Origin of the sequence: Frankia sp. ACN1ag (genome assembly GCF_001414035.1) — a bacterium.
Lineage (GTDB): Bacteria > Actinomycetota > Actinomycetes > Frankiales > Frankiaceae > Frankia > Frankia torreyi.
Genome location: NZ_LJPA01000016.1, coordinates 84,874 through 100,319, shown reverse-complemented (window position 1 = coordinate 100,319; position 15,446 = coordinate 84,874). Strand labels below are relative to the sequence as shown.

Here is a 15,446-nt window from a genome sequence, read left to right as displayed (position 1 = left end):
CCACCGCGTGCGCCGAAGCATGCGGGCCGACCGAAAGGCCGAACGATGTCGACGCTGCTGGTGACCGGAGCCGCCGGGTTCATCGGATCGAACTTCGTCCGCTACTGGCGCGAGCGGCACCCCGCGGACGCCGTCGTGGCGTTCGACGCCCTGACCTACGCGGGCTGCCGGGAGAACCTGGCCGACCTCGCCGAGCGCATCACCTTCGTCCACGGCGACATCCGCAACCGCGAGCTCGTCGAGTCCACGCTGCGCGAGCACTCGGTCGACGTGATCGTGAACTTCGCCGCGGAGTCGCACAACAGCCTGGCGATCATCCGGCCGGGAGACTTCTTCTCGACGAACGTGATGGGCACCCAGGCGCTGCTGGAGGCGGCCCGCACGGTCGGGATCGCCCGCTTCCACCAGATCTCCACCTGCGAGGTCTACGGCGACATGGACCTCAACGACCCGGGCGCCTTCACCGAGGACGCCCCCTACCTGCCGCGCACCCCGTACAACGCGGCGAAGGCCGGCAGCGACCACGCCGTGCGCGCCTACGGCTACACCTACGACCTGCCGGTCACGATCACCAACTGCTCGAACAACTACGGGCCGTACCAGTTCCCGGAGAAGGTCATCCCGCTGTTCGTGACCCGGGCGCTGCAGGGCGAGCAGCTCCCGCTNTACGCGTCGACGACGAACCGGCGCGAGTGGCTGCACGTGATGGACCACTGCCGGGCGATCGACGCCGTACTCGACCGCGGCCGCGTCGGCGAGACCTACCACGTGGGCTCCGGGGTCGAGGCCGACATCTCCACGATCGCCGACACCGTCCTCGCCGAGCTCGGCCTGCCCGCGTCACTGAAGACGATCGTGCCGGACCGGCCCTCCCACGACCGCCGCTACCTGCTGGACTCCACCAAGCTGCGCACGGAGCTCGGCTGGTCGCCACTGATCGACTTCAGCGAGGGGATGCGCTCCACCATCGCCTGGTACAAGGAGAACGAGTCCTGGTGGCGCCCGCTGCTGGGCCGCTCCCCGGTCACCGAGACCGCCTGGAAGAACTGACCACCCGCCACGAGTCGGCAGCGTTACTGCCAGCACACATACTGGCAGCGCACCTTGCGGCGATGTGGTCGACAGTGACGCGACGCGCCAGATCTGTCACACCTTCCTGGCATGGTGGCGGCATGCCCACTTCCGCCCACGAGATACCGCTTGAGCTCCTCCGGCTCGACCCCGCCCTGCCCGACTGGGTCCAGACGGAGCTGCTCGGCGGTGAGGACGCGCCGGCGTTCGATCACGCCCGGTTGCATGACCCCCATGTGCGTCCGCAGACCTTTCTCGCCGACGCGATGGTGCTGTACTGCGACTCGGAGGACACCCCGGTACGGGGCACCGTCTACGAGGTTCAGCGCGGCCGTGACCCGCGCAAGCTGGGGTCGTGGAAGCTGTATGTCGGACATCTGGAGACCGAGTTCCGGGTGACGGCTTCGCTGGTGGTGTTCGTGCCGGATCCGGCGGTCGCCCGCTGGTACCGCGACCAGATCGCCGCGGACACCCACAGCGGGGCGCGGTTGTCTCCGCGGATGTTCACCGCCGACGATGTTCCGCTGCTCCCGGACGTCGAGCAGGCGACGGCGCGGCCGGCGTCCGCGCTGTTCGCGGCGACGTGCCATCTCGACGACGCCGACATCGACGTGATGTTCCCGGCACTGCTCGCGGCGCTGGACGCACTGGAACCCGAGAAGAAGATCTTTTACGATGATGTGACCGTGGGTCGGCTGCCCCAGGCGGCCCGCGACCGATGGGAGGCTTTCCTCATGACGACTGCCGTCGGACGGCGTTACCACTACGAACGCTACAACGAGATCGACGCACGCGGAGAGGCTCGCGGAGAAGCCCGTGGCGAGGCTCGCGGCGAGGCTCGCGGCGAGGCGAAGGCGGTACTGCTCGTGCTGGACAGCCGCGGGGTCCCCGTGCCCGAGGCGATTCGCCAGCGGATCCTGGAGTGCGTCGACATCGACCTGCTGGATCTGTGGCTACGGCGCGCAGCCACGGCGGACACCGTCGACGACGTCATCCGCGGCCACACCGGCCAGGCCTGAGGGATCCCGCCGGGCGGGCCGGTGCCCCGTGGCGTCGTTCGGCCAGCTAGCGGCTGGCCACGGAGTCGTACAGGGCCGCGGTGCGCTCGGCGACGGCCGCCCAGCCGAACTCGCCGACCGCCCGCTCCCGCCCAGCGCGGCCCATCGCCGCGGCCCGCGCCGGGTCGGCGAGCACGGTGTTGACGGCGTCGGCGAGCGCCTTCGGCTCGTCGGGCGGCACGAGCAGCCCGGTGACGCCGTCGTCGACGACCTCCGGGATGCCGCCGACGCGGGAGGCGACGACGGCGGTGCCGCAGGCCATCGCCTCCAGGTTGACGATGCCCAGCGGCTCGTACACCGACGGGCAGACGAACACGGTGGCGTGGCTGAGGAGCTGGATGACCTCGGGCTTGGTCAGCATCCCGTTCAGCCAGACGACGCCGCCGCGCTCGACGCGCAGCCCGTCGACCAGGGCGGTGGTCTCCGCGAGCAGCTCCGGGGTGTCCGGGGCGCCGGCACAGAGCACGAGCTGCGCCCGCGGGTCGATCGCCGACGCGGCGCGCAGCAGCACCGGCAGCCCCTTCTGCCGGGCGATCCGCCCCACGAAGATCACCGTGGGCCGCTCCGGGTCGACCCCGTGCCGTTCCAGCACGTCGGTTGCCGGGTCGGGCCGGTACTCGTCGGTGTCGATGCCGTTGCGGATCACGTGCACCCGCGCCGGGTCGACCGCCGGGTAGGCGTCGAGGATGTCGGCACGCATCCCGGCGCTCACCGCGACCACCGCCGCCGCGGACTCGATGGCGATCCGCTCGGACCACGACGACAGCCGGTAGCCGCCGCCGAGCTGCTCGGCCTTCCACGGCCGGCGCGGCTCCAGCGAGTGCGACGTCATCACGTGCGGGACGCCGCCGAGCAGGGCGGCGAGGTGGCCGCCGAGGTTGGTGTACCAGGTGTGGGAGTGGATCACGTCCGCGCCGACGGCCGCCGCGGCCATCGACAGGTCCATCGACAGGGTGCGCAGCACGTCGTCGGTGCCGGCGAGCGCCGCCCAGCTCGGGTGGGCGCGCACCGCGGCGACGCCCGGCCCGCCGGACGCCTCCACCACGGCCCGGTCGCCGCCGGCGGCCGCCTCCCGATGCCCGCCGGCCTCCCGGTGCACGGTGAGGTCGACCAGCCGGGCGAGCTCGCGGGCCAGGTACTCGACGTGCACACCCGCCCCGCCATAGACGTCCGGGGGAAACTCGCGGGTGAGCAGCGCGACGCGCATGGACTGTCTCTCCATCGACGGGTTGGTGGTGTTGCAGGGGCCGGTGGTGCTGGTGCGGTGGTGCTGGTGCGGTGGTGCGGGGGCGCGCCGGAGCGGGCGGCGGGGAGTCAGTCGGTGACGGTGACGCCCTTGCCGACCACGGTGATGCCGCGTTCGCTGACGGTGTAGCCGCGGGCGCGGTCGCGGTCCTTGTCGACGCCGACCTGAGCGCCCGGCGGGACGTGGACGTTCTTGTCGAGGATCGCGTCGCGGACGACGGCGCCGCGCCCGACGACGGCGTTGTCGAGGACGACCGCGCGGTCGACCTCGGCCCAGGAGTTGACCCGCACGCCTGGCGAGAGCACAGAGGAACGCACGGTGCCCCCGGAGACGATCACGCCGTTGCTGACGATGCTGTTGATCGCCATGCCGGTACGCCGCGGATCGTCGTGGACGAACTTGGCCGGCGGCAGCGACGGCACGCTGGTCAGGATCGGCCACTCGCGGTTGTACAGGTTGAACACCGGGTCGAGCGCGCACAGGTCCATCTGCGCGTCGAAGTAGGAGTCGAGCGTGCCGACGTCACGCCAGTAGCCGCGGTCCCGGTCGGTCGTGCCGGGCACGACGTTGTCGCTGAAGTCGTAGACGGCCGCGGCCCGCTGCGAGACGAGCATCGGGATGATGTCGCCGCCCATGTCGTGCGGGCTGTCCTCGTCGGCGGCGTCCTTCCGCAGCGCCTCGATGAGCACGTCGGTGGAGAAGACGTAGTTGCCCATGGACGCGAACGTCTCCTCGGGGCTGTCCGGCAGGCCGGGCGGGTCGGCGGGCTTCTCCAGGAACGCCTCGATGGTCCGACCGTCCCGGCCGGTCTGGATCACCCCGAACGACCGGCCGTCCGCGCGCGGCACCCGCAGCCCGGCGACGGTCACCCCGGCACCGGACTCGAGATGCTGGGCGACCATCTGCCGGGGATCCATCCGGTAGACGTGATCGGCGCCGAAGACGACGACGATGTCCGGATTGTCGTCGTGGACGAGGTTCAGCGACTGGTGGATCGCGTCGGCGCTGCCGGCGAACCACCGCGGGCCGAGGCGCTGCTGCGCCGGCACCGGGGTGACGTAGTTCCCCACCAGGTTGCTCATCCGCCACGTCGTGGTGATGTGCCGGTCGAGGCTGTGGCTCTTGTACTGAGTAAGCACGGCGATCCGCAGATAGCCGGCGTTCACGAGGTTGGACAACACGAAGTCGATCAGCCGGTACAACCCACCGAAGGGAACGGCGGGCTTGGCCCGGTCAGCCGTCAGCGGCGCCAGCCGCCGTCCGGCCCCCCCGGCCAGCACCAGGCCGAGGACCCGCGGGCTCGGCACAGACTTGCTCCCGTCTCATGGCGTGGTCTGCGGGGCGATCCGCGGGCCGATACGCCCTGTCCCCCAGCGGGTTTCCCACCAGACCCGAGGTCCCGACCGACACGCCGAGCCGCACCGAGCACGAAGGGAGATTCCGCTGAATGAGAGCCACTGCCGGGAAGGACCGATGACGCCGCCGATCGCCTGTTGCGACCCTACAAGCTGGGCCTGGAAGGCTCGGAACCGCCGCCGGACGACTGCCCCGAACGGGGTCGTCCCCGGCCTCGAACCGGCCCGGTCGGGCCACGCCGATCGACCGAGCCACGCGACCGCCCACGTCTCCTAAGCCGCGGGGCGAGGGATGACGCGGACGTCGAGGTCGGCATCGAGAGCCTCGGCGAGCCGTTCCAGCACCGGCAGTGTCGGTACGGTGCCACCGGCCTCGAACCGTGCCACCGCCGACTGCGTCATGCCCGCCGCAGCGGCCAGCTCGGCCTGGCTCCAGGCGCGCCGCTGGCGCAGCTCCCGCACCGACCGGCCCAGCTCGAACGCCAGCCTGGCCGACTGGTAAGCATCCCGCGCACCCAGCTCGCCCATCCGCCGTTCCCGCAGCTGCGCCCAGTCCGACCGTTCAGCCATCGCCGCCATCCCTCGCATCCTCGTCTGCCGTGTGCTCGGCGGCCAGGCACCGCGCCAGCGCACGCCTCGCTCGGGACACCCCGGCGGCCTCTCGCATCCGCGTCTTGGCGAACACCGTCAGCAGCACCATCCGCCTGCCCGACGCTATCCAGTAGGTCACCCGGACAGCCCGACCTTCCAGATGGAACCGCAGCTCCCGCAGCTTGNCGTCGAGCTGCCGTGTGTACGGCTCACCCAGCAACGGCCCCTGCGCAGCGAGCAGGTCCACCTAGAAGGCGGCCGTCGCAAACTGCGCGGTCGGCAACCGCTCCAGCCAGTCCCGGACCTCCGGTTCCAGCTCGACGGTACCCCAGTTCATAGCGTTGACGCTATATTCGATCGACGGCGATCCAGGCGGCAGGACCGAGGCAGGCACCACCCGGACCACGCACGCCATAGTCCGCCAGCGGGAAAGGTGGGATGCCCGCCCGGTTAAAAGCGGCCGGGGCGTCGGCCGCCCGGCCGTCAGCTCAGGACGACCCGGCGATCACCGAAGTCGGCGATGATCTCGACTTTCCCGCCGAGGGCTTCCACGTAGGCCCGGATGGTCGACAGCCCAGCACGATCGAGAGCTCCCCGCTCAAGATCGGACACAGGGGGCTGCCTGACGTGCATCCGCTCCGCGAGCTCGACCTGCGTGAGTCCCTGCTCCTCGCGGATCTCCCGCAGCCGGTAGGCACGCACCTCGGCATCGATCCGGGCCCGGTGCTCGGCAACCCTGTCCTCGCGAGGCGGTCGCCTGGACCGCGTCTCGTTCCAGGTGGACGCCACGGCCCCGCCTCCTGTCGATTCAGTCGCCATGATCATCATGTAGCCAGTCGTCGTACCGGTCGTCGGCAACTTTGATGTTGCGGAACACCTTGATCGCCACGCGGTTCCGCGGAACACCTGGCCGGGGCCAGGGGCCCCGGCCGGGGCCGAGGGGCTGGCTTGGCGAGGTGGGCCAGGTTCACGACCCTCGCCTCGCTCGGCGGCCGCGGAGACGGCATGAGTCGGCTCTTGAGATGGACCCAAGGCTGCGAAGTCGCGTGGCCACGCAGGCGGCGACCGACGTGCGTAATGAAGACGCGTGCGGGCCTACCCGCAGAAACAGCAATTTCCGTCAGGCGTTGACCGACATGTCGTCGGCGCGGCCCGCGGTGTGTACGGCACTGCTAGTGTCGGCCAGAGAGGACTCAACTTCGCTGTTGAGGCGACTTCGCTGTTGAGACGAGACGCCGTGAGCTGTTTAAACCCCGGCGACGCGGAACACCGTTTCTACGTCGTCGACGACCGAGCTGTCGACGACCATCTGGGCGAAGCGATCCGGCCGTTGTAGCGCCATATACTCATTCTCGGCCGGCATCCATTCGTTGACCCATTGATCACGCGACTCCTCCCCGTCGCGTTGTAGACCGCGAGCGAGGCGTAGTGCTGGTTCTGCCTGACAGAACACGGTGAAAGTGTAACAAGCGCGTAGCTTCCGCTCGAGACAGTAGACGCCCTCGACAATGAGGGATGCACCGGCGGGGACCTGAATCCATTCGGCAAGATCGTCCTTGATCCAGTCATAGCGCTGATAGCGCAGTGCGGCGCCGGCCGCACCTGGAATGGCGACCTGGTCGGCGAGCCGAGGCAGATCGAACAGTGGGCCAACGGCGCCCCGCCGTTCAGTCCGCCGACTGGAGGGCAGGTAGAAGTCGTCGACATGCACGACGTGCGCGGAAGGGATGGCAGCCGCCAGCTGACCGGCCAGCGTGCTCTTGCCGGCGGCGCCTGGGCCGTCGATCCCGACGAGGACCCTCGGACGAGCCGCAGCGGCACATATGATGCGCTCGGCCAGAACAGCGATATCCACGGTGTCGGCTGCGGTCATGGTGATTCCAGCCCAGGCTCACATCGAGATGGCGATATTCAGCGAAGCCGGGGGCTGAACGTCAATCCGTTCACCGGCATTTATTCGGCCGCCCAGGGCCGTGCAGGCGCTGCGGCGAAACCCGGATGATCGGGGCGGCGGCCCGGTCTGGCCGGAGGACGATCCCGGCCAGACCGGCGGCGGCTCGCTGGGCGGGTCAGACGTTGAAGCCGAGGGCGCGCAGCTGCTCGCGGCCGTCGTCGGTGATCTTGTCAGGGCCCCACGGGGGCATCCAGACCCAGTTGATCGTCACGCCGGCGACGAGGCCGTCCGGGCCGTCGACGAGCGCGGAGCGGGTCTGGTCCTCGATGACGTCGGTCAGCGGGCAGGCCGCCGAGGTCAGCGTCATGTCGAGGGTGACGGTGTTGTCGTCGGCGACGTGGATGCCGTAGACGAGCCCGAGGTCGACGACGTTGATGCCGAGCTCGGGGTCGACGACGTCGCGCATCGCCTCCTCGATGTCGGCGAACTCGGCGAGTTCCAGGCCCGCGGCCCGCTCCGCGACGGTGGCTGGCGCGGGCGTCTCGGTGCCGCCGGTCGGCTGCGCCGGGGCGTCGCTCGCCGCCGTCTCGTCACGGGTGTCGGTTACCACTTCGCTCATGGCTTCTCCTGCTCGGGTACGTCCAGGGCGGGGCCGGCGCCGGCACCGGCGGCGGGCGTCAGCGACGGGGCCGCGAGGCCGGGGGTGGGCGCGGCGGCGGCGGCCGGGTCGACGGCCTTGGCGGTCGCGTCCTTCCAGGCCATCCAGGACAGCAGGGCGCACTTGACCCGCGCCGGGTACTTGGAGACGCCGGCGAACGCGACGGCGTCCTCCAGCACGTCCTCGTTGCCCTCCGCGGTGCCCCGCGACTGCATCAGCGCGAGGAACTCGCGTTCGAGCTCCAGCGCCTCGTCGACCTTCTTGCCGATGACCAGGTCGCTCATGACGCTCGCCGAGGCCTGGCTGATCGAGCAGCCCTCGCTCTCGTAGGAGACGTCCTCGACGACCCCGTCGGAGACCTTCACCCGCAGGGTGACCTCGTCGCCGCAGGTCGGGTTGACGTGGTGCACCTCGGCGTCGAACGGGTCGCGCAGGCCGCGGTGCAGCGGATTGCGGTAGTGGTCCAGGATGATCTCCTGGTACATGGAATCGAGCTTCACCTCGAGAAGAACCTCCGAACCCCGTGCAGACCTTCCACCAGCGCGTCGACCTCGCCGGTCGTCGTGTACAGGTGGAACGACGCCCGGGTCGTGGCCGGCACGCCGAAACGCAGGCAGACCGGCCGGGCGCAGTGGTGGCCGACGCGCACGGCGATGCCGCGCTCGTCGAGGAGCTGGCCGACGTCGTGCGGGTGAATCGCCCGGCCGGCGTCGTCGTGCAGGACGAAGGAGATCGCCCCGCCGCGGTCGGTGCCGGTCGGCGGGCCGATGATCCGGGTGCCGGGCACGGTGGCGAGCGCGTCGAGGGCGTACGCGGTGACGGCGTGCTCGTGCGCGGCGATCGCCGGCATGCCCAGCGCCGTCAGATAGTCGACGGCGGCGCCGAGCCCGACGACCTGGCTGATCATCGGGGTGCCGGCCTCGAAGCGGTGCGGCGGGGCCGCGTAGGTCGACCCCTCCATCGTGACGATCTCGATCATCTCGCCGCCGCCGAGGAAGGGCGGCATGACCTCCAGGAGCTCGTAGCGCCCCCAGAGCACCCCGACGCCGGTCGGCGCGCACATCTTGTGGCCGGTGAAGGCCAGGAAGTCCACGCCGAGCTCGGCGACGTCGATCGGCATGTGCGGCACCGACTGGGAGCCGTCGAGGACGGTGAGCGCGCCGACCTCGCGGGCCCGGGCGACGATCCGCGCCACCGGGTTGACCGTGCCGAGGATGTTCGACTGGTGGACCATCGAGACGACCTTCGCCCGGTCGGTGATGACCGCGTCGAGGTTGTCGAGGTTCAGCCGGCCGTCGTCGGTCAGGCCGATCCAGCGCAGGGTGGCGCCGGTGCGCCGGGCGAGCATCTGCCAGGGCACCAGGTTGGAGTGGTGCTCCATCTCGGTCACGACGATCTCGTCGCCGGGGCCGAGCCGGAACCGCTCCGCCTCCCCGCCGGTGGTCTCCGCGTTGCTCATCGCGTAGGCGACGAGGTTGAGCGCCTCGGTGGAGTTCTTCGTGAAGACGACCTCGCGCCGGTCGGTCGCGCCGATGAAGGCGGCGACCTTGTCCCGCGTCGCCTCGTACAGGCCGGTGGCCTCCTCGGCGAGCACGTGGATGCCACGGTGCACGTTGGCGTTGTGCAGCTCGTAGTAGGCGCGCTCGGCGTCCAGGACGGCCAGCGGCTTCTGCGAGGTGGCGGCGCTGTCGAGGTAGACCAGCGGCAGGTCGTCGTGCACCGTGCGGGCCAGGATCGGGAAGTCCTTGCGGACCTGCTCGACGTCGAAGCCTGTGGCGCCCGGTGTGCCGCCGGCGATCAGCGACTCGGTGAGCGTCATGACACCGCCCCCGCTCCCGCCGGCGCCGCGGCCCCGCCGCCCTTGACGTAACGGTCGTAGCCGGAGTCCTCCAGCACGGCGGCGAGCTCCGGGCCGCCCTCGTCGACGATCCGCCCGGCCGCCATCACGTGCACGAACTCGGGCTTGATGTAGCGCAGGATGCGGGTGTAGTGGGTGATGAGCAGGATGCCCGTCTCCCCCTTGGCCCGCACGGCCTCGATGCCGCCGGAGACGATGCGCAGCGCGTCGACGTCGAGGCCGGAGTCGGTCTCGTCGAGCACGGCGATCTTCGGCTTGAGCAGCGCCATCTGGAGGATCTCGTGGCGCTTCTTCTCACCACCGGAGAAGCCCTCGTTGACGCCGCGCTCGGCGAACGACGGGTCCATCTCCAGGGCCTCCATGGAGGCCTTGACCTCCTTGACCCAGGTCCGCAGCTTCGGCGCCTCGCCGCGCACGGCCGTGGCCGAGGAGCGCAGGAAGTTCGACACCGACACCCCGGGGATCTCCACCGGGTACTGCATCGCCAGGAAGATCCCGGCGCGGGCGCGGGCGTCGACGCCCAGCGCGAGGACGTCCTCACCGTCGAGCGTGATGCTGCCGTCGGTCACGGTGTACTTGGGGTGGCCCGCGATCGAGTACGACAGCGTCGACTTGCCCGAGCCGTTCGGACCCATGATCGCGTGCGTCTCGCCCGTGCGGACGGTCAGGTCGACGCCGCGCAGGATCTCGCGCGGGCCCTCCTCCGTCTCGACCGAGACGTGCAGGTTACGAATCTCCAAGGTCGACACCGCTGCCGTCACCCTCGTTCCAGGTTCGAATGTGCGACGTCGACGAGCACGTCGTCGCCGTCGATGGTCACTGCGTAGGTGGGCACCGGGTCGATCGCCGGCAGGGTCAGCGCCTTGCCGCTGGCCAGGTCGAACTGGGACCCGTGCAGCCAGCACTCGATCTTGCCGTCCTCGACCTCGCCCTGCGAGAGCTGTACGTCGGCGTGCGAGCACTCGTCGCGCACCGCGTAGACGCGCTCCCCGGCGCGCACGACGCACACCGGCACGCCCTCGATCTCGGTGCCGAGCGCCGTGTCGTCCTTCAGGTCGGCCAGCGCGCAGACCCGGTGCCAGCGAGGCACGGCCGCGGAGTCGGCGGCGGAGTCTGCGGCGGCGCTCATGCGCCCACCGTCTCGGCCCCGGCCGGCGTCGCGGGCTCGTCCTCGGCCGGCGTCTCGCCCAGCCGGGCCGCGACCGACGCCATGATCCGGTCACGCAGGTCGGCGACCTCGATGCGGTCGATGACCTCGGCGAAGAAGCCGTGCACGACGAGCCGGCGGGCCTCGGCCGGCGGGATGCCGCGGGACTGCAGGTAGAACAGGGCCTCGTCGTCGAAGCGGCCGGTGGCGCTGGCGTGGCCGGCCCCGACGACCTCCCCGGTGAGGATCTCCAGGTTGGGCACCGAGTCGGCGCGGGCGCCGTCGGTGAGCACCAGGTTGCGGTTGAGCTCGTAGGTGTCGGTGTCGACCGCGTCGGCGTTGATGACGACGTCGCCGATCCACACCGAGTGCGCCCCGTCGCCGCGCAGAGCGCCCTTGTAGGTCACCCGGCTGCGGCACGACCGCGGGGTGTGCGTGACGAGCAACCGGTGCTCCTGGTGCTGGCCGGCGTCGGTGAAGAACACGCCGTTGAGCTCGGCGTCGCCACCCGGGCCGCGGTAGTCGACGGTCGGGCTGAGCCGGACCAGGTCGCCGCCGAGGGTGACGGTGAACGAGCGCAGCTTCGCGTCGCGGCCGATCGAGTAGGCGTGCGCACCGACGTGCACCGCGCCCGCGTCCCAGTCCTGCAGGGACACGAAGGTCAGCGAGGCGCCGTGGCCGACGTGGACCTCGACGTTGCCGGCGTAGGTGGCGCTGCCGGTGTGGTCGAGCACGACGGTGGCCGACGCGAACGGGCCGATCTCGACGAGCAGGTGACCGTAGGCGACCCCGGCGGCGGTGCCGGCCGCAGCCCGGGGGCTCTCGCCGTGCAGGTGCACGACCACGGGCTCGGCCGGGGCGGCCTCGGCCGGGATGGTGATGGCCGTGGCACCGCCCGCCCGGGCCAGCGCGAACGCGGCGACCCGGTCGGCGGGCGTGTACGACCGGCCGATCCGCGGGTCGGCGGCGTCGAGCTGCTCCACGGCGATCCCGGCCGGCGCGGAGACGGTCACGGAGACCTTCCCGTCGGCGTCCGGGCCGGTGAGCAGGCCACGCAGCCGGCGCAGCGGAGTGAACCGCCACGCCTCCTCGCGGCCGGTGGGCACGTCGTGGTCGAGCGGGTTGCGCGATCGCACCGGGCGGGGCACGGCTCCGGAGGCCATCGGGGGGCGCCCGGTGGCATCGATGACGACCATCAGCCGACCGCACCTTCCATCTGCAGCTCGATGAGCCGGTTCAGTTCGAGGGCGTACTCCATCGGCAGTTCGCGGGCGATGGGCTCGACGAAGCCGCGCACGATCATCGCCATCGCCTCCTCCTCCGACAGGCCGCGGCTCATCAGGTAGAAGAGCTGGTCCGCGCCGACCTTGGAGACGCTGGCCTCGTGGCCGATGGAGGCGTCGTCCTCGCGCACGTCGACGTAGGGGTAGGTGTCCGAGCGGCTGACGGTGTCGACGAGCAGCGCGTCGCACTTGACCGTCGACCTCGACGCCGCGGAGCCCTCGTTGATCTGCACGAGGCCGCGGTAGGAGGTGCGGCCGCCGCCGCGGGCCACCGACTTCGAGATGATCGTCGACGACGTGCGGGGCGCGGCGTGCACCATCTTGGCGCCGGCGTCCTGGTGCTGGCCGGCACCGGCGAAGGCGATCGAGAGGACCTCGCCCTTGGCGTGCTCGCCGAGCAGCCACACGGCCGGGTACTTCATCGTCACCTTGGAGCCGATGTTGCCGTCGACCCACTCCATGGTGGCGCCCTCGTGGCAGGCGGCCCGCTTGGTGACCAGGTTGTAGACGTTGTTCGACCAGTTCTGGATGGTCGTGTACCGGCAGCGCGCGTTCTTCTTCACGATGATCTCGACGACCGCCGAGTGCAGCGAGTCCGAGGAGTAGACCGGCGCGGTGCAGCCCTCGACGTAGTGCACGTAGGCACCCTCGTCGACGATGATCAAGGTCCGCTCGAACTGGCCCATGTTCTCGGTGTTGATCCGGAAGTAGGCCTGCAGCGGGATCTCCACCTGCACGCCCGGCNGCACGTAGATGAACGACCCACCCGACCACACGGACGTGTTCAGCGCGGCGAACTTGTTGTCGCCGACCGGGATCACCGAGCCGAAGTACTCCTGGAACAGCTCCGGGTGCTCACGCAGGCCGGAGTCGGTGTCCAGGAAGATGACGCCCTGCTCCTCGAGGTCCTCACGGATCTTGTGGTAGACGACCTCGGACTCGTACTGCGCGGCGACACCCGAGACGAGGCGCTGCTTCTCCGCCTCCGGGATACCGAGCTTGTCGTAGGTCGCCTTGATGTCCTCGGGCAGGTCCTCCCACTCGGCGGCCTGCTTCTCCGTCGAGCGGACAAAGTACTTGATGTTGTCGAAGTCGATGCCGGAGAGGTCTGCGCCCCAGGTCGGCATCGGCTTGCGCTCGAACAGCCGCAGCCCCTTCAGGCGTAGGTCGGTCATCCACGACGGCTCGGACTTCTTCGCCGAGATGCCGCGGACGACCGCCTCGGAAAGGCCGCGCTGGACGTCGTCGGCGTAGNCGTCGGTGTCAGCCCAGCCGAACTTGTAGGAACCAAGGCCTTCGAGGGCGGTCTCGGCAGAGGTTGTCATAGGGCGGAACCCTCCGAAGACGGGGACGGTGGACAGGTCGGGGGCGCGGGTGCGGGGTCCCGGTCGGACGCGGGCGGCTGCGACCCGCCTACGCGGAACCCGCCTTCGCGGGACCCGCCAGCACGGAACCCGCCAGCACGGGACACGTCCTGGTCGGACGGACCATGCGGATCGGGTCCCGGCGCCGCGCCCACGGGAATGTGCGTCGTGCAGACGCCGTCGCCGTGGGCGATCGTCGCCAGGCGCTGCACGTGGGTGTCGAGGACCCGGGCGAGCGCCGCGGTCTCGGCGTCGCACAGCGCGGGGAAGCGCTCCGCGACGAACTGGACCGGGCAGTGGTGCTGGCAGATCTGCAGGCCGGTCGGCAGCTCCGAGACGCTGGCCGTGTAGCCGGCGGCCGTCATCGCCTCGGCCAGCGCCGCCGGCCGATCGGCCGGCTCCGCCGCGACGACCGCGGAGCGCACCCGACGCTCCAGGTCGGAGGCCCGGCCCTCGGCGAACTGGCTCACGGCCGAGGGCCCGACGACCTCCGCGAGGAACCTCAGCGCGCCGGCCGCGAGATCGGAGTACGCCGTCGGGCCGGCGCGGTGGCCGGCCTCGGTGAGGGCGTAGCGCTTGGCCGGACGGCCGCGGCCCCGCGGCTCGCGGGACCGGCTCTCGGTCGGGGTGATGATGCCGTCCCCGACCATGGCGTCCAGGTGCCGGCGGATGCCCGCCGGGGACACGCCGAGCTGCCGGGACAGCTCGGCCGCGGTGGCCGACCCGCCCTCCAGCAGCAGACGCACGACCCGGTCGCGGGTGCGGCCGTCGGCCGTCCCGCCCGAGGCATCGTGGTCGTTTTTCACAACGCTAGTGTGCCCTATTTACGGGACGAGGTCGAACCGAGGGCCCCCGATCAGGTCCACCCCGAGGCGATCTCCGTCACAGGACCTTCCGTCGCAGGGCCTTCCGTCACGAGCTGTGCCGTCCCGAGCCGTGCCGGTGCCGGTCGCACTCCGGCTCCGCACAACATCTACCCACGGCTGATAGGCGGTCGGCCACCGCTGGCGGCGTGATGCCAGACTTGCGGCACCACCGGGCGGGTCGTCCCTGCGGACGCCCATCCCCCGGCGGACCTCGGACGGGGAGGCGGCGGACGGATGCGGGCTCGACCACGGTGCGGCGCGATCGGGCGGACCCTGCTCGGGCTCGGCCTGCTGCTCGCGCTCGGCGCGGCCGCGGCCTGCGGCGGCGGGGGCGAGAAGACCAACGGCCTGGAGAAGCTGCCGGCCGCCGAGGTCGGCTCCCGCGCGCTCACGGCGCTGCGCTCCGCCCCCGGAGTGCACGTGGTGGGCAGCGAGGAGGATCCCAGCTCCGACTCCCCCGGCCGCTACGACCTGGTGATGTCCGCCACGACGACCCGGGGCACCATCGAGGAGTACGGCCAGCGGACCCAGCTCGTCAAAATCAACAACGACACCTACGTCCGCCGCGGCCGCTCCTTCTACACGGCGACGGGCGACGGCGACGCCGCGGACCTGCTCGCCGACCGGTGGGTCCGGCTCGCGCCCGCCGACGCCGCCAAGTACAGCTACTTCACCCTCGGCAAGCTCAGCGACTCCCTGGGCAGCTACCTCGTCGGGCTCACCGGCGACGTGCGGCGGGAGAAGGTCGGCGACGCCCGGACGGTGCGGGCCGCGGCCCCCGACGGCACGGCCTTCGTCGTCGCGAACACCGGCCCCACCTACCCCCTGCGGATCACCGTCGCGGGCAGCTCCACCAACCAGATGACCTTCGACGACTTCGGGCCGACCGCCGCCGTCACCCCGCCCGGCTCCGCCGTCGACCTGTCCAGCCTCGGCTGACCGCCGCCCCGGCAGACCACCCGCCTGCACTGACCGCCGTCTGCGCTGACCACCCGCCTCGGCTGACCACCCGCCTCGGCTGACCGTCGTCCGCGCCGCCCGGCGTCCGGGCATGG

General features: G+C 71.1%; 15 protein-coding genes and 5 pseudogenes. 4 read left to right on the top strand and 16 right to left on the bottom strand.

Annotated elements, in window-relative coordinates; genetic code table 11:
* Positions 1 to 45: 45 nt before the first annotated feature.
* The 3 genes and pseudogenes from UK82_RS38230 to UK82_RS16330 all read left to right on the top strand — a co-directional run.
* Positions 46 to 665 (top strand): annotated as a pseudogene (locus UK82_RS38230) (dTDP-glucose 4,6-dehydratase); the annotation flags it as partial.
* A 1-nt stretch (position 666) separates the two neighbouring features.
* Positions 667 to 1,050, top strand: a 384-nt coding sequence (locus UK82_RS38225) for a GDP-mannose 4,6-dehydratase (protein ID WP_236706005.1), incomplete at its 5' end; no start/stop codon positions are given.
* A 122-nt stretch (positions 1,051 to 1,172) separates the two neighbouring features.
* Positions 1,173 to 2,090 carry a hypothetical protein gene (locus UK82_RS16330; RefSeq protein ID WP_044884713.1) on the top strand — a complete coding sequence of 306 codons (918 nt, stop codon included), beginning with the start codon at positions 1,173 to 1,175 and terminating at the stop codon, positions 2,088 to 2,090.
* A 46-nt stretch (positions 2,091 to 2,136) separates the two neighbouring features.
* Here UK82_RS16330 and glgA read toward each other — a convergent pair whose 3' ends face one another.
* The 16 genes and pseudogenes from glgA to UK82_RS16260 form a co-directional block, all read right to left on the bottom strand.
* The gene (gene glgA / locus UK82_RS16325) at positions 2,137 to 3,336 is read right to left on the bottom strand and encodes a glycogen synthase (protein WP_044884714.1); all 1,200 of its coding nucleotides are present in this window, start codon (positions 3,334 to 3,336) and stop codon (positions 2,137 to 2,139) included.
* Positions 3,337 to 3,443: 107 nt separating this feature from the next.
* Entirely contained in the window at positions 3,444 to 4,682 is a 1,239-nt protein-coding gene (gene glgC, locus UK82_RS16320) for a glucose-1-phosphate adenylyltransferase (RefSeq protein ID WP_044884715.1), read from the bottom strand.
* Positions 4,683 to 5,003: 321 nt separating this feature from the next.
* Positions 5,004 to 5,300: a helix-turn-helix transcriptional regulator gene (locus UK82_RS16315; protein ID WP_044884773.1), complete on the bottom strand. Its 297-nt coding sequence runs from the start codon at positions 5,298 to 5,300 to the stop codon at positions 5,004 to 5,006.
* Positions 5,293 to 5,506, bottom strand: a pseudogene (locus tag UK82_RS38220) (type II toxin-antitoxin system RelE/ParE family toxin); the annotation flags it as partial. The gene UK82_RS16315 and the pseudogene UK82_RS38220, both read right to left, overlap by 8 nt.
* Before the next feature lies 1 nt (position 5,507).
* Positions 5,508 to 5,658, bottom strand: a pseudogene (locus UK82_RS42780) (type II toxin-antitoxin system RelE/ParE family toxin); the annotation flags it as partial.
* Positions 5,659 to 5,804: 146 nt separating this feature from the next.
* On the bottom strand, positions 5,805 to 6,110 hold the full coding sequence (locus UK82_RS16305) for an XRE family transcriptional regulator (RefSeq protein ID WP_052681034.1): 306 nt from the start codon (positions 6,108 to 6,110) through the stop codon (positions 5,805 to 5,807).
* Positions 6,111 to 6,567: 457 nt separating this feature from the next.
* The gene (locus UK82_RS16300; protein ID WP_055407993.1) at positions 6,568 to 7,194 is read right to left on the bottom strand and encodes a uridine kinase; all 627 of its coding nucleotides are present in this window, start codon (positions 7,192 to 7,194) and stop codon (positions 6,568 to 6,570) included.
* A 196-nt stretch (positions 7,195 to 7,390) separates the two neighbouring features.
* Positions 7,391 to 7,834 (bottom strand): metal-sulfur cluster assembly factor, encoded by a 444-nt coding sequence (locus tag UK82_RS16295; RefSeq protein ID WP_044884717.1) that lies wholly within the window; start codon positions 7,832 to 7,834, stop codon positions 7,391 to 7,393.
* Positions 7,831 to 8,373, bottom strand: coding sequence for a Fe-S cluster assembly sulfur transfer protein SufU (gene sufU / locus UK82_RS16290; RefSeq protein WP_044884718.1), 543 nt, complete (start codon positions 8,371 to 8,373; stop codon positions 7,831 to 7,833). The genes UK82_RS16295 and sufU overlap by 4 nt, the downstream gene beginning before the upstream one ends.
* Positions 8,370 to 9,692 carry a cysteine desulfurase gene (locus UK82_RS16285; protein WP_044884719.1) on the bottom strand — a complete coding sequence of 441 codons (1,323 nt, stop codon included), beginning with the start codon at positions 9,690 to 9,692 and terminating at the stop codon, positions 8,370 to 8,372. Before UK82_RS16285 ends, sufU begins: the two co-directional genes overlap by 4 nt.
* Positions 9,689 to 10,480, bottom strand: coding sequence for a Fe-S cluster assembly ATPase SufC (gene sufC / locus UK82_RS16280; protein ID WP_173667301.1), 792 nt, complete (start codon positions 10,478 to 10,480; stop codon positions 9,689 to 9,691). The genes UK82_RS16285 and sufC overlap by 4 nt, the downstream gene beginning before the upstream one ends.
* Before the next feature lie 8 nt (positions 10,481 to 10,488).
* Positions 10,489 to 10,860: a non-heme iron oxygenase ferredoxin subunit gene (locus UK82_RS16275; RefSeq protein ID WP_044884721.1), complete on the bottom strand. Its 372-nt coding sequence runs from the start codon at positions 10,858 to 10,860 to the stop codon at positions 10,489 to 10,491.
* Positions 10,857 to 12,074: a Fe-S cluster assembly protein SufD gene (gene sufD / locus UK82_RS16270; RefSeq protein WP_055407991.1), complete on the bottom strand. Its 1,218-nt coding sequence runs from the start codon at positions 12,072 to 12,074 to the stop codon at positions 10,857 to 10,859. Before sufD ends, UK82_RS16275 begins: the two co-directional genes overlap by 4 nt.
* Positions 12,074 to 12,905 (bottom strand): annotated as a pseudogene (gene sufB / locus UK82_RS38215) (Fe-S cluster assembly protein SufB); the annotation flags it as partial. The pseudogene sufB and the gene sufD, both read right to left, overlap by 1 nt.
* Before the next feature lies 1 nt (position 12,906).
* A pseudogene (locus UK82_RS38210) lies at positions 12,907 to 13,415 on the bottom strand (Fe-S cluster assembly protein SufB); the annotation flags it as partial.
* Positions 13,416 to 13,482: 67 nt separating this feature from the next.
* Positions 13,483 to 14,331: a metalloregulator ArsR/SmtB family transcription factor gene (locus tag UK82_RS16260; protein ID WP_055407987.1), complete on the bottom strand. Its 849-nt coding sequence runs from the start codon at positions 14,329 to 14,331 to the stop codon at positions 13,483 to 13,485.
* A 294-nt stretch (positions 14,332 to 14,625) separates the two neighbouring features.
* Here UK82_RS16260 and UK82_RS16255 point away from each other — a divergent pair, with 294 nt between their 5' ends.
* Complete coding sequence (locus tag UK82_RS16255) at positions 14,626 to 15,330, top strand: hypothetical protein (protein WP_044884725.1); 705 nt, start codon at positions 14,626 to 14,628, stop codon at positions 15,328 to 15,330.
* Positions 15,331 to 15,446 lie beyond the last annotated feature (116 nt).

What these genes read in the sequence shown, in the direction of transcription:
- UK82_RS16300 (WP_055407993.1), bottom strand. Translation starts at nt 7,194, where the DNA reads ATGACCGCAGCCGACACCGTGGATATCGCTGTTCTGGCCGAGCGCATC.
- UK82_RS16275 (WP_044884721.1), bottom strand. Translation starts at nt 10,860, where the DNA reads ATGAGCGCCGCCGCAGACTCCGCCGCCGACTCCGCGGCCGTGCCTCGC.
- UK82_RS16255 (WP_044884725.1), top strand. Translation starts at nt 14,626, where the DNA reads ATGCGGGCTCGACCACGGTGCGGCGCGATCGGGCGGACCCTGCTCGGG.
- UK82_RS16330 (WP_044884713.1), top strand. Translation starts at nt 1,173, where the DNA reads ATGCCCACTTCCGCCCACGAGATACCGCTTGAGCTCCTCCGGCTCGAC.
- UK82_RS16285 (WP_044884719.1), bottom strand. Translation starts at nt 9,692, where the DNA reads ATGACGCTCACCGAGTCGCTGATCGCCGGCGGCACACCGGGCGCCACA.
- UK82_RS16315 (WP_044884773.1), bottom strand. Translation starts at nt 5,300, where the DNA reads ATGGCTGAACGGTCGGACTGGGCGCAGCTGCGGGAACGGCGGATGGGC.
- sufD (WP_055407991.1), bottom strand. Translation starts at nt 12,074, where the DNA reads ATGGTCGTCATCGATGCCACCGGGCGCCCCCCGATGGCCTCCGGAGCC.
- glgA (WP_044884714.1), bottom strand. Translation starts at nt 3,336, where the DNA reads ATGCGCGTCGCGCTGCTCACCCGCGAGTTTCCCCCGGACGTCTATGGC.
- UK82_RS16295 (WP_044884717.1), bottom strand. Translation starts at nt 7,834, where the DNA reads ATGAGCGAAGTGGTAACCGACACCCGTGACGAGACGGCGGCGAGCGAC.